Source organism: Flavobacterium sp. H4147, from assembly GCF_029360735.1.
GTDB classification, from domain to species: domain Bacteria; phylum Bacteroidota; class Bacteroidia; order Flavobacteriales; family Flavobacteriaceae; genus Flavobacterium; species Flavobacterium endoglycinae.
The window spans coordinates 280,666-293,236 of the sequence record NZ_JARKNB010000001.1 but is presented as its reverse complement, the minus strand read 5'-3'; the positions used below and the strand labels follow the sequence as shown (position 1 = coordinate 293,236).

Sequence of the window (12,571 nt, the reverse complement as noted above, 5' to 3'; positions counted from 1 at the left end):
CTTTCTTATTTTGTTTTTTATCAATTAAAGGTTAAAAAAGAAACGATAACAATCTGATTTTTAGATTTGTTATCGTTTCAAGGTACAGGTGTTATTTGTTTTTTGTTTGAATTAATAATTCATCGGAATGTCCATCAATAAAAATTCAGCATCTGTATTGGCTTTAATATTTAAAGTATCAGTTCCTGAAATTCCAACCGCGTCACGAGAATTTAATTCCTGACCGTTGATGGTTACATTTCCTTTTAAAATGAAAGCGTAAACTCCATTTCCTTCTTTTTTGATTTTATATTCTGTAGAAATTCCAGCATCAAAATTTCCCATATTGAACCAAGCATCTTGGTGAATCCAAACGCCTTCATCATCTGCATTTGGAGATAAAACCTGAGATAATTTATTATGTCTGTCAGCAACATTTAAAGTAATTTGCTGATAACGTGGCGTAACGTTTCTTTTGTTTGGAAACAACCAAATCTGTAATAATTTAGTCTGCTGATCAGCATTCGGATTAAACTCGCTATGCTGAATTCCAGTTCCTGCACTCATGACCTGAATGTCACCATTTTTGATTACTTCAGTATTTCCCATGCTGTCTTTGTGAGCCAAATCTCCTTCAAGCGGAATCGTAATAATTTCCATATTATCATGAGGGTGAGTTCCAAAACCCATTCCGGCAGCAATGGTATCATCGTTCAAAACACGCAACGCGCCAAACTGAATTCTATCTGGATTGTACCAGCTCGCAAAACTAAAGCTATGATAAGCGTTTAACCATCCGTGATTTGCGTTTCCTCTTGTGTCTGCTTTGTGCAATACTATATTTTCCATGATTTTGTCCTTTTGTTATTTTTATAGTACAAAGATACGGTCATGGTAAAGGAAAAGCACTTAATCTAGGTTAAGTTCTTAGGTGCTGAGTTTTTTAGGTTCTAAGGGACTAAGGTTTTAGAAGCAAAAGTGCAGAGAGACAAAGGTTCAAAGGTTGTTTCAAACATTTTGGAGGAACAAAAGATGTTGTAGAGATGGATTTTAATCCATCCTACATAAAGGGAATCGCCAATTTTGTCGAGTTTCTAATGTAGATTGCTTTGCCATTCGTTACGCTCTGCGAATGACGATATTGAACGTAATAAACTATTTTATCTTAATCAATCGTCCTTTTCCAGTTACTATATTTAGGTAATCAGTATCATTCCTATCATGCATATCAAATTCAATAGTATCCTTTTGAATTTGATCTTGTGAAATGGTTATAACCAAATCAGTATTTATGAAGTTATCTAATACTATGGTATTTCCATAAAAAATTTTTCCTTTCGGCATAAACTTGTTGTCAAAAATAAAAACACTATCCTTAAAAGTAATTTTATCTTTTTGGATATATTGATTTTCGTCTTCTATTAAATAATTATAACGTCCATTAAGTTTGTCTGATTTCTGATTAAAGTTAATAGAAATCAGCGTTATTAGTAAAGTGAAAAATTTCATGTTATTCTAACTATATTGATTCATAAACTGCTGTACCACGGCATCTGTATTCTCATTACGTTTCTTCTTCTCCAAAACAATTGGCGGAGCAGCTCTTTCTAAACAATCTTGTACCGCGCAGGTTTCGCAAGTTACACCTACAATTCGTTTTACCAAAGGTTTTCCGTCAATGAATTTAAATTTCTTTTTCATTGTCGGATTAATTAAGATTCCAACCGAAATACTTCGGATATAATTTTCGGCAAAAGGATCTTTTGTAGCCGATGAAAAAACCAAATATTCGTTGCCGCTATTCGCATAACTCGAAATCTGTGCATCAAAAAAATGAGGTTTATTCTGTCTGATCGCTTCGTCAATCGTTTTTACCGAAACCCATCTTCTGCAATAATGTTCGTTCGTCTCATTGGCGTGTGGTTCCTGCTGATGCGTAATATGCAATTCCTTGTTGATTTGATAAACATCAGAACCAATTCGGTGCGATAATCTTAGGAAGAAAAGATTTTTCAGCTGAAAATCTTTTGGCAATAAATTGGTCAATCGCTGATAAAAAGATTCAGGCGAAACTTGGAAACTCTCAATCAAAGCCACAAATTCTTCTGGTCGCGGATTTTCGTTTTTCAAAAAAGCATTGATTTTATTGACAACCAATTTTCTTGGCAATAATAAAGCGCCGGCAAAATAAGAAGCATAAAAATTATTCAAGACCTGATCGAAATTTTCAAATTTAATCCAGCTGAAAGTCAGCAGGCGATCTGAAATCTGTAGATAATTGTACGCTATTTCTTTGGCTAAAATAAATGCTTTCTGGGGATCATCTAATTCGGTTGAAAGCAATAAAGTTCTACTTTTTGGAACATAAATTGAACGCAAATCTCCCAAAGCCTCCTGATCTGTAAACGCAATTTCTTTTATGGTGTATTCGTATTCTTCTTTTAAAATAGCTTCGAGTTCTTCAATGCTGATTTTCGAATCCAGATTAATCTGAAATGATTTCGAAAAAGCGATTACCTTATCTTCTAAATCTTCAAAATAATTGCTGTGTGCTTCCTGATACGAACGCAACGCGGCGAGGAAAAAACTTTCTCGGCTTAAATTATAATGCTGTGCAATTTCAATAATCGTACTGATAAACGCATTGACTTTTGCAGGAGCATTGGCAATAATATCAATTAAATCCGCTTCTTGAATTCCGAAAAGCTCCAGTGGAATTTCTTTTAAGATACCTGATTTTAAAATTTCACCAATTGGAGCGAGGTTGTTATCGAGTTTTAAAGATACCATTTGGTCATACGTAACATCCAAATGTTTGCATAAAAGCAAAATTTTATCTGCTTTGGGATATTTTTTCCCCTTTTCAATTTCGTTTAAGTATGATTTTGAAAGATTGGTCAGTTTGGCCAAACCGAAAAGAGACAAGTTTTTTTGCGTGCGAACTTGTTTCATTTTTAACCCAAAAATCAGCTTTATATAATCTTTTTCGATATCCATAACGTCAAATATAGAAATTCTAAAAACAATCGCAAAATAAATATTTTCAAAATTTAGCGAACGTTCGCTTGTTTTGTAAAAAACTTTTTTATAACATTGTACTGTCGAAACGAATTAATTATGAGTTAGTTATGATTTGTTGGTTTTGATAAAATGAAAAACGATTAAGAAGAATAACTTTTTAATCCAATAAAAATTAAAATCTGCAGCTATGAAAAACCAATTAGAGATTACTGAAATGGCTATAGAATTCCTAGCCGACAAAAAGCTTGCTTATCCGAAAATCTGGACAGAAGAAGCGACTGCGTTTATCATCGAATTGCACAAAAAATTCGATTCGCAAAGAAAATTATTGCTTTTGCAAAGAGAGCAAAAACAAGTTGCTTTTGATCAAGGCGTCATGCCGGTTTTTACCCCAGAAACAAAAAGCGTCAGAGAAAGTAATTGGACAGCTGGAGAAATTCCTAAAGATTTATTAGACAGAAGAGTCGAAATTACTGGGCCAGTTGACCGCAAAATGATTATCAATGCTCTGAATTCGGGTGCGAAAACTTTTATGGCCGATTTTGAAGACAGCACTTCGCCAACTTGGAAAAACCTAATGGATGGACAAGTGAATTTAATCGATGCGGTGAACAAAACCATTACGTATACCGATTTGGTAAAGCAGAAATCGTATCATTTAAATTCGAAAACAGCAACATTGATTGTACGTCCGAGAGGTTTGCATCTTCCTGAAAAACATGTTTTGATTGAGGGAAATGAAGTTTCGGGATCATTGGTAGATTTTGGTTTGTATGTTTTCCACAACCATAAAAGACTTTTAGAGAACAATTCTGGACCGTATTTCTACATTCCGAAATTGGAACATTATCTGGAAGCAAGATGGTGGAACAGCGTAATTGATTTTACAGAAGATTATTTGAAACTGAAACGAGGAACGATAAAAGTGACCGTTTTAATCGAAACGATTACAGCAAGTTTTCAATTGGATGAAATCATTTACGAATTGAAAGAACATATCGTTGGCTTAAACTGCGGACGCTGGGATTATATTTTCTCTTACATTAAAAAGTTTAGAAAAAATCCAAAATTCATTGTTCCAGACCGCGATCAGGTAAATATGACTTCACCTTTTATGAATGCATATTCAAATCTGGTAATTCAGAGATGTCATAAACGCGGAATTCATGCAATCGGCGGAATGGCAGCGCAAATTCCGATTCGAAATAATGATGAAGCCAATGCGATCGCTTTCGCGAAAGTGAAAACCGATAAAGAGCGCGAAGTTCGAAACGGCCATGACGGAACTTGGGTAGCGCATCCAGATTTGGTTCCGTTAGCAAAAGCCGTTTTTGATGAAGGAATGCCGAGTGCCAATCAGATTCATATTAAAAGAGAACATCGCAAAATAAAAGAAGAAGATTTAATTGAACCACCAATTGGATTGATTACTGAAAATGGTGTTCGAAAAAACATCAATGTTACCGTTCTATATCTCGCTTCATGGCTGAACGGACAAGGTGCTGCCGCTTTGCATAATTTAATGGAAGATGCTGCAACCGCCGAAATTTCGAGATCGCAATTGTGGCAGTGGCTTCAAAATAAAGTGATTTTGGATAATGGACGAAAATTAGATTTGGCGTATTATCACGAATTGGCTTTGGATGAATTTCAGAAAATCAAAACAGAATTAGGCGAAGAAAAACACGAAGAACAGCAATTTCCATTAGCCGAAAAAGTTTTGGAAAGACTAGTTGTAAATCAAGATTTCGTTGATTTCTTAACGATTCCATGTTACAAATATTTATAAAAGAATTGATTGAAATTCCTGCAAGGTTTCCAAAACCTTGTAGGTATTTTGATAGATTGCAAATACCTACAAGGTCAAAAAAAGACCTTGCAGGAAATTTAAAAAGCCGTAACAATATTACTTACTAACCAACTTAACTATACTATTTATGAAAACAACAGAAGACAGAATTCAAGAATTGATTAACGATTGGATTACGAACCCGAGATGGAAAGGAGTGGAGCGTCCTTACACTGCGAGTGAAGTAGTGACGCTTCAGGGATCGTATAAAATTGAGCATTCTATTGCAAAAATGGGAGCTGAGAAATTATGGAGAAAGTTAAAAAGTCAGGATTATGTAGCGGGTTTGGGAGCTTTAACAGGAAATCAGGCGATTCAGGAAGTGGATGCTGGTTTAGAAGCAATTTATTTGAGCGGATGGCAGGTTGCTGCTGATGCAAATCTGGCTGGAGAAATGTATCCAGACCAATCGCTGTATCCTGTAAACAGCGTTCCGATGGTGGTAAAAAAGATCAACAATGCTTTATTGCGTGCTGATCAGATTCAGACTGTAAATAATATTGAAGATAAAAAAGATTATTTAGTGCCGATTGTGGCCGACGCCGAAGCAGGTTTTGGAGGAAACTTAAATGCTTTCGAATTAATGAAATCTATGATTGAAGCCGGAGCTTCAGGAGTTCATTTTGAAGATCAGCTGAGTTCTGCTAAAAAATGCGGACACTTAGGTGGAAAAGTTTTGGTTCCGACACAAGAAGCGATTAACAAACTAATTGCGGCGCGTTTAGCCTCAGATGTTATGGGAGTTCCAACCTTAATTGTAGCCCGAACAGATGCTGATGCGGCTAATTTGCTGACTAGTGATGCAGATCCGCGAGATCGCAAATTTTTAACAGGAGAAAAAACCAGCGAAGGTTTCTTTTATGTAAACAACGGAATCGATCAGGGAATCGCTAGAGGTTTGAGCTACGCTCCGTATGCCGATTTGATTTGGATGGAAACCAGTAATCCGGATTTAGAGTATGCTAGAAAATTTGCAAAAGCCATGAAAAAAGAGTTTCCAGATAAAATGCTGGCGTACAATTGTTCTCCTTCTTTCAATTGGGCAGCGAAATTATCTGTTGCCGAAATGGAAACATTTAGAGAAGATTTGGCAGCAATGGGATACAGCTTCCAATTCATCACTTTGGCAGGATTCCACGCTTTGAACACGAGTATGTTCGAATTGTCTAAAGCCTACAAAGAACGCGGAATGGCGGGCTATTCTCAATTACAGGAAAGAGAATTCGCGTTACAGAAAAACGGATTCAGAGCTGTAAAACACCAAGCTTTCGTTGGAACTTCTTATTTCGACGCCGTTCAAAATACGGTTATGATAGGAAGATCATCCATAACCGCAATGAAACATTCTACTGAGGTTGAGCAATTTTAATTTTTTTTCCGCCACGAATTCACAAATTTTTATTTTCAAAGATTGTCAAAAAAATAATTCGTGAATTTGTGGCGAAAACTTTATTTTTTTAAAAGTCTTGCTTTCATTTTGCTGAAAAATTCAGGTGTTACACCAATGAAAGAAGCGATTTGTTTTTGAGGAACTTTATGAACTAATGTTCCGTATTTTTTAGTGAATTTTTCAAAACGTTCTTCAGCAGGTAAGCTTAAGTTGTCCATTAATCGCTGCTGATTTGCAACTAATGAATTCTCAATTAAAATCCTGAAAAAACGTTCCAATTTCGGAATTTCAAGATACAATTGCTCTTGATTTTCTTTGGATAAGGAAACTACTTCTGCTTCTTCTAAAACCTCAATAAAAAGCTGTCCAGGTTTTTGCGAAAAGTAACTGTACATGTCACTCATCCACCAGCCTTCGCAGGCAAAAGAAAGAACATGTTCTACAATATTATCGTTGATATTGAAACTTCTTAAAATACCAGAATTTACAAAATAGGAATGCTTGCAAACTTCACCAGCATTCAACAAAAGTGTTTTGGCTTTGTAGGTGTTGGTTTCTACTTTAGATAAAAAAAGTGCCTGTTCTTCTGGAGTCAGAGAAACGTGTTTGGCAATATTTTCGAGAATTAATGCCATTATTTTTTATCGTCTATTAAAGTGAATGATGTTGCTTTGAATCTGTTGTTTACTATTTCTCCTGTAACCAAGGCTTTGCTGATGGCATTGCAAAAACCTTTTTCGGCGTGAGCATCTCCGTGATCGTGAATCGTTGTTCCGTCAACAAAATAGCTTTTTCCATCAATACGCACAGCCAAATCACAGCTTTTGCCTTTCATTCCGAATTGGCATTCTCCGCATGAAGCTTCAACTACTGTTGGTTTGTCAAATTTCTTTTTGTTTTGCGCTTGTACAGCGATTCCAATAAAAAGGAAAGTCGCTAATATTATATTTTTCATGGTTAAGAATTTATAATTAATCTGTTGTGTGCACTATTTTAAACACATAGAATCATAGTTATGCTTTATAAATAAAGGCTTTTCACTTGTTTTAATGCATATAACTATGTGTGAAAACTTGTTTTTTCTTTTCTCTTTTTTTATTAGAATTAAAATCTATGTGTTAAAGAAAAATTTTAATTTAATTCTACGAATTTACAGTTATTAATTTTGCGGTTTCTTTAGCACGTTCTGTTACTTCATTTATTGGAGTAGAAAGCGTATCGTGACTTAAAACGACTCCCATTCTTCGGTAAGGTCTTGAAGTTGGTTTTCCAAAAATCCTAAAATCGGTTTTAGGTAAAGCAGCTACTTTTTCGATTCCAGTAAAAGTTGGATTTGTCGAATCTTCTGATGCTAAAATTACAGCGCTAGCTCCAGTTTTTTCTAAAGTGATTTCGAAAATTGGAAGGCTTAAAATCGCTCGTAAATGCAATTCAAATTCGTTGAAATTCTGTGTTCCTGCTAAAGTTACCATTCCAGTATCATGTGGACGTGGTGAAAGTTCAGAAAAATAAACGCCTTCATTAGTCAGGAAAAACTCCACGCCAAAAAGTCCCGCACCGCCAAGCGCTTCAGTAATTTTTTCGGCCATATCCTGAGCTTCGTACAGGTCTTTTTCTGAAACCAAAGCAGGCTGCCAACTTTCCTGATAATCACCTCTTTCTTGTCGGTGGCCAATTGGAGCGCAGAATAATGTTGGGTTATTATTTTGAGTAATTGTTAAAAGTGTAATTTCTGAATGGAAGTCTACAAAAGCTTCTACAATTACTTCGATAACATCACCACGTGAGCCTGCAACGGCGTATTGCCAAGCTTTTTTAATATCACCTTCAGATTTAATTGTCGATTGCCCTTTTCCAGAAGAAGACATTAAGGGCTTTACCACACATGGAATTCCCACTTCCTGAACAGCTTTTTGAAGCTCCTGTGCTGATGTTGCGTATTGGTATTTTGCAGTTCTTAATCCGAGCTCTTTTGCTGCTAAATCGCGGATTGCTTTACGGTTCATGGTAAAGTTGGCCGCTTTCGCAGAAGGGACAACGGTAATGCCTTGCTTTTCGTAATCGTAAAAACGTTCGGTGCGAATGGCTTCTATTTCGGGAACAATGAAATCGGGTTTATGTTTGGCTACGATTCGGTCAAGTGCTTCGCCGTCAAGCATATTAATAACCTCAAAACTGTGTGCAACTTGCATGGCTGGTGCATTTTCGTAACTGTCAACTGCGATTATAGTTTGTCCGATTCGTTGTGCAGCGATGACAAATTCTTTGCCTAATTCGCCTGAACCTAGGAGTAATATTTTCATTTTGGAGTAGTGTATTGTTGAGTAGTAAAAGTAAAGAAAAAGCTTCTTTTAACCGCAAAGTTTGTCTCTTGATTTTGCAGATTAATTTAACCGCAAAGTTCGCAAAGAATTACGCTAAGAGCGCTAAGTTTTGTTTTTAAGTAAAAGAAAAAAGTTCGCAAAGATTTTAAAATTAATCTTTGCGAACTTTGCGTAATTCTTTGCGCTCTTTGCGGTTAAAATAAAATTAATGGAATTGATCTTCTTCAATCTCAAATTCAGCATCTTTTTCCCAGATTTCCATTTCGCAGGGTTTGCAGTTGAATTTTAATTTGTATTCTAACTCCCCCTGTTTTAAAACCAAAGGTTCTTTTACCTTAACACCGACAATATCTTTTTGGTGTATCGGACATTTTTTTAATTCGTATTTGATGCAATATTTTGTGGTCATTACACGAGATTTTCCTGGATCCCATTGTAATTCGAATGCTTTTTCGATTTCGGTAACACCGTGGCGTTCGTAGAATTTACGAGCCGTTTTGTTCGAAACGTTGTACATGAAATCCAGTTTAGTTTCTGGATAAGGATGTGACGTTTTTACCAATTGGTGTTCTTCACGTTTGTAATTTGCCAAACGAATTTCTGATAATTGCTCGAAGACATTTCTTCTCATTTCGTTGATTTTTGAAATAGGAAGGAACCAGTTTTGAGAAAACATTACATTGATTTCATCGGCGCTGTAAGGTGTGAAACCCGTTTTTGCCAATTGAACTTTAATATTTTCTTCGATTGATTCGCCAGTTTTAGTAGGTTCTTTTGCGTGCTCTAATTTTACAGTGCTTACGTTTCCGTCTTCGTCGGTTGCGATTAATTCGAAACCATTTTCGTTTTCGGTAAGCAATAAAGTCGTTCCGATTTTACGGATCGCACTGTCTTCTCTTTCAACAATTTTGATGAAAGCAGTATCGTTATTACGATAAATGAAAGTCCCTTCTTTGATTTCTTTTAAAACGTTTGGATACACTTTTCCGTTTTCGGCTTTGTTAACGTAAATTCCGTCGGCTTCGTTGTTTTCGTTGATGAAACAAAGTCCGTCACCGTTATTTAATAATTCTCCGTTTTCGATTTCGTAAGCATCTCCGATAGTTCGGATTAATTTACCAATATATTGACCTTTTGATTTTGGACTTTCCCAAGAACCAATACTAGCGTGTCTTTCGTTTACGAAATAATCGGTATAACCACGGTTGAAAGTTCTGTTTAAAGAAGAATCAAAAGTATAAGTGCATTTTCCAGAAGAAGCTTTGATGTATTTATCACTTCCTTCTAAAAAACTATCTAATTTTTGGCGTAAGTAAGAAACGTTGTTTTTAACGTACGCTACATCTTTTAGTCGGCCTTCGATTTTGAAAGAAACAATTCCAGCTTCAATTAAATTCGGAATTTGATCTGAAACGTCTAAATCTTTAATCGAAAGCAAGTGACTGTTTCTGATTAAAGTATCTCCGTTTCCGTCGATTAAGTTATAAGGTAAACGGCAGTTTTGAGCGCAAGAACCACGGTTAGCGCTACGTTCTCCGTTTGCCACACTCATATAACAGTTTCCGCTGAAGGATACACAAAGTGCACCAGTTACGAAGAATTCTAGTTCAACATCAGCGTGATCGTAGATTGTTTTAATTTGATGCAAGTTTAGTTCACGCGCTAAAACCACACGTTTGATTCCGGCATCTTTCAAGAATTTGATTTTGTCTGCGTCACGATTATTGGCTTGTGTGCTGGCGTGAAGTACGATAGGAGGCAAGTCCATTTCCATAATCGCCATATCTTGAATAATCAAGGCATCTACACCAATATCGTATAATTCCCAAATCATGGCACGGCACGTTTCTAATTCGTTGTCGTATAAAATGGTATTCATTACCACAAAAACTTGAGCATTAAATAAATGTGCATATTTTACTAATGCGGCAACATCTTCAATAGAGTTGTGCGCATTAGAACGTGCTCCAAATTGAGGTGCACCAATATATACAGCATCGGCACCGCTGTTAATAGCTGCCATTCCGCCGATTAAATCTCTTGCTGGAGCTAATATTTCTATTTTCTTCTTCATTTCTAAAACTTTAGCCTTTTGTGGTATTCACGAAAAAAAGTGTGCAAAGGTCTAATAAATTATTTGAGTTTGCTAGAGATGAAGCGATTTTTTTGAAATTGTTAACTTTATATGGAATGATGCTAAAATATAAATGTTAAAAAAAATCATTTGAAATAATGAAAGAATAGAAATGATCTACCTGAAAATTTCTTTTAGTTCATCAAAATAACTGAGTTTATTTCGCCTAAATTTTTTAAATCTATCGAAATTTCATTTTTTAAATCATAGTAATTTTTGTGATAGTATTCAGAAATTTTTACGATTTTTTGGTTGTTTTTGATTAGATATAAGTATTCAAAACTTTGCCCTTTTGATGTTAAAATTGAAGTTTGGTAACCATCAAAATCTTTATACTTATACTTTTGCTTAAGTCCTAAATAATTTTTCTTTTCAATCTCAGTATTGTTCAATGAAACCTCTATTACCTTAGTCCTGAATTCACCAAATACAAGCCAAATCCAAGTAAAAACGACCAATAATGCCATATAAATATCAATCCATCGTAGCTCCTCTATTTTTATCGGTAAACTTTTAATCAAGATAAAAATAGAAATAAATGTAAACATTACGATCAAAAAAGGAATTAGTAGGGTTCTAAGTTTAAATTTTGATTTCATGATTCTTTATATCAATCAAGTGGGAAAGTGTATCCCAAAGCAAAAACCGCATTTGACTGTTTTGCAGCTGGATGAAAATAGCCAGAAATACCAATTTCGAAATTATTATGCCTGCCCACAGCTAATCCAATACTAAATGGAATATGCAATAAAACATCACTTTTATTAAAATTAACATTGGGTGTAAACGTTTCAAATTTACCTATTGAAGTTCCAATTCCACCTTCGATAAATGGTGCCACCCAAGGAATTGGGGCACAAAAACGTACTTTCCCTCCCAATAAAAAAGCATTAGTGGTTACTTTGTATTGAGGTTGATTTTGAATATTTTGATTTTTATCAACAGAGGTAAAAATTGCACCAGCATATGGTCTTACGCTAAACCATGATTTTAATCCTATAATATATTCGCCTTGTAGATAGAGTCCGCCTCCCATAACGTCAACTTCTTCTTGACTTCCATAATTTTCGATGTAATAAGAAGCGCTTGATGCGAAACCTATAGAGGCTTTTATAGAATTGCCTGTTGTTTGGGATTGTGTTTGGCTTGAAAAGAGAATTATAAAAAGAATAAAAAAATGATTTAAAGTTAATTTCATATTAGTTATGGATTTGGTTGTTAGATTTAATTGGGAGCGAATGTAAGAATTAATAGTAATTAAAAACAAAAAAACCACCCGATCCGAAGACCGAGCAGTTTCAAAAAAAAGCATGAACCAATCGATTAGTTTGCTCTCATTTTTATTTGCGATAAAGTATTTTGAATACTATTTAGTTGTTTAGAAACAATATATACCTGATCTTGTTCTAAATGGTTTTCTTCAAGTGCTTTTTTGTATTTTTCAATCGCAGCTTCTTCGCCTGTAATACAAGCATTTATAATAGCTTCTGCATCACCTCCGGTAAAAGCTGATTTGATATCAATCCAAGTACGGTGTAAAGCTCCTAATGGACCTCCGCCTGAATTATCGGTCGATTTTCCTAATTTATTGATCTGATCTTGTAATTCTACAATAAATAAATCTCTTTCGCGTGCGTATTCAAGAAAATCAGTTTTCATAGCCGGATTTTCTACATGTTGAGCAGCATCTGTATATCCTAGTTTTCCATCTTCAAGAATTGAAATTAATCCTTCTAAAGTTTTAACTGTTTCTTTTGTAGTTTCATCTGTATGTATCATGACATATAATTTTTTGGAATTTGTATAATACAAAGATGGCAACTTATAAGATGTTCTGTCTTACAGGATTATATTCTGATTTTTATAATATTTCC

Annotated in this window: 12 protein-coding genes; 2 read left to right on the top strand and 10 right to left on the bottom strand. The window is 35.1% G+C overall.

The features are described 5' to 3' along the window. Positions 1–111 precede the first annotated feature (111 nt). From P2W75_RS01290 to P2W75_RS01280, 3 genes are all read right to left on the bottom strand, one after another. Positions 112–828, bottom strand: coding sequence for a pirin family protein (locus tag P2W75_RS01290; RefSeq protein ID WP_207297688.1), 717 nt, complete (start codon positions 826–828; stop codon positions 112–114). A 306-nt stretch (positions 829–1,134) separates the two neighbouring features. Next, entirely contained in the window at positions 1,135–1,488 is a 354-nt protein-coding gene (locus tag P2W75_RS01285) for a hypothetical protein (protein WP_276378616.1), read from the bottom strand. A 6-nt stretch (positions 1,489–1,494) separates the two neighbouring features. After that, on the bottom strand, positions 1,495–2,976 hold the full coding sequence (locus tag P2W75_RS01280; RefSeq protein ID WP_276378615.1) for a helix-turn-helix domain-containing protein: 1,482 nt from the start codon (positions 2,974–2,976) through the stop codon (positions 1,495–1,497). 211 nt (positions 2,977–3,187) lie between these two features. Between P2W75_RS01280 and aceB the strand changes: the two genes are divergently transcribed. After that, complete coding sequence (gene aceB / locus P2W75_RS01275; RefSeq protein ID WP_276378614.1) at positions 3,188–4,789, top strand: malate synthase A; 1,602 nt, start codon at positions 3,188–3,190, stop codon at positions 4,787–4,789. Between the two features lie 148 nt (positions 4,790–4,937). Beyond that, positions 4,938–6,218, top strand: a complete 1,281-nt coding sequence (gene aceA, locus P2W75_RS01270; RefSeq protein ID WP_276378613.1) for an isocitrate lyase — start codon at positions 4,938–4,940, stop codon at positions 6,216–6,218. Positions 6,219–6,298: 80 nt separating this feature from the next. Here the strand turns inward: aceA and P2W75_RS01265 are convergent, their stop codons facing one another. The 7 genes from P2W75_RS01265 to P2W75_RS01235 all read right to left on the bottom strand — a co-directional run bounded on the left by P2W75_RS01265 (position 6,299) and on the right by P2W75_RS01235 (position 12,476). Continuing rightward, entirely contained in the window at positions 6,299–6,874 is a 576-nt protein-coding gene (locus tag P2W75_RS01265; protein ID WP_276378612.1) for a Crp/Fnr family transcriptional regulator, read from the bottom strand. Then, positions 6,874–7,194, bottom strand: coding sequence for a DUF6370 family protein (locus P2W75_RS01260; protein ID WP_207297682.1), 321 nt, complete (start codon positions 7,192–7,194; stop codon positions 6,874–6,876). The genes P2W75_RS01265 and P2W75_RS01260 overlap by 1 nt, the downstream gene beginning before the upstream one ends. A gap of 187 nt (positions 7,195–7,381) precedes the next feature. Then, positions 7,382–8,542 carry a formate-dependent phosphoribosylglycinamide formyltransferase gene (purT, locus tag P2W75_RS01255; protein WP_207297681.1) on the bottom strand — a complete coding sequence of 387 codons (1,161 nt, stop codon included), beginning with the start codon at positions 8,540–8,542 and terminating at the stop codon, positions 7,382–7,384. 226 nt (positions 8,543–8,768) lie between these two features. Then, positions 8,769–10,637, bottom strand: a complete 1,869-nt coding sequence (locus tag P2W75_RS01250) for a U32 family peptidase (RefSeq protein WP_207297680.1) — start codon at positions 10,635–10,637, stop codon at positions 8,769–8,771. A gap of 194 nt (positions 10,638–10,831) precedes the next feature. Further along, on the bottom strand, positions 10,832–11,296 hold the full coding sequence (locus tag P2W75_RS01245; RefSeq protein ID WP_276378611.1) for a hypothetical protein: 465 nt from the start codon (positions 11,294–11,296) through the stop codon (positions 10,832–10,834). Between the two features lie 11 nt (positions 11,297–11,307). Continuing rightward, on the bottom strand, positions 11,308–11,895 hold the full coding sequence (locus tag P2W75_RS01240; RefSeq protein WP_276378610.1) for a hypothetical protein: 588 nt from the start codon (positions 11,893–11,895) through the stop codon (positions 11,308–11,310). Between the two features lie 125 nt (positions 11,896–12,020). Then, positions 12,021–12,476, bottom strand: a complete 456-nt coding sequence (locus P2W75_RS01235) for a PA2169 family four-helix-bundle protein (RefSeq protein WP_207297677.1) — start codon at positions 12,474–12,476, stop codon at positions 12,021–12,023. Positions 12,477–12,571: the final 95 nt, after the last annotated feature.

What these genes read in the sequence shown, in the direction of transcription:
- P2W75_RS01265 (WP_276378612.1), bottom strand. Translation starts at nt 6,874, where the DNA reads ATGGCATTAATTCTCGAAAATATTGCCAAACACGTTTCTCTGACTCCA.
- P2W75_RS01245 (WP_276378611.1), bottom strand. Translation starts at nt 11,296, where the DNA reads ATGAAATCAAAATTTAAACTTAGAACCCTACTAATTCCTTTTTTGATC.
- P2W75_RS01250 (WP_207297680.1), bottom strand. Translation starts at nt 10,637, where the DNA reads ATGAAGAAGAAAATAGAAATATTAGCTCCAGCAAGAGATTTAATCGGC.
- purT (WP_207297681.1), bottom strand. Translation starts at nt 8,542, where the DNA reads ATGAAAATATTACTCCTAGGTTCAGGCGAATTAGGCAAAGAATTTGTC.
- P2W75_RS01290 (WP_207297688.1), bottom strand. Translation starts at nt 828, where the DNA reads ATGGAAAATATAGTATTGCACAAAGCAGACACAAGAGGAAACGCAAAT.
- P2W75_RS01285 (WP_276378616.1), bottom strand. Translation starts at nt 1,488, where the DNA reads ATGAAATTTTTCACTTTACTAATAACGCTGATTTCTATTAACTTTAAT.
- aceA (WP_276378613.1), top strand. Translation starts at nt 4,938, where the DNA reads ATGAAAACAACAGAAGACAGAATTCAAGAATTGATTAACGATTGGATT.
- P2W75_RS01280 (WP_276378615.1), bottom strand. Translation starts at nt 2,976, where the DNA reads ATGGATATCGAAAAAGATTATATAAAGCTGATTTTTGGGTTAAAAATG.
- aceB (WP_276378614.1), top strand. Translation starts at nt 3,188, where the DNA reads ATGAAAAACCAATTAGAGATTACTGAAATGGCTATAGAATTCCTAGCC.
- P2W75_RS01240 (WP_276378610.1), bottom strand. Translation starts at nt 11,895, where the DNA reads ATGAAATTAACTTTAAATCATTTTTTTATTCTTTTTATAATTCTCTTT.
- P2W75_RS01235 (WP_207297677.1), bottom strand. Translation starts at nt 12,476, where the DNA reads ATGATACATACAGATGAAACTACAAAAGAAACAGTTAAAACTTTAGAA.
- P2W75_RS01260 (WP_207297682.1), bottom strand. Translation starts at nt 7,194, where the DNA reads ATGAAAAATATAATATTAGCGACTTTCCTTTTTATTGGAATCGCTGTA.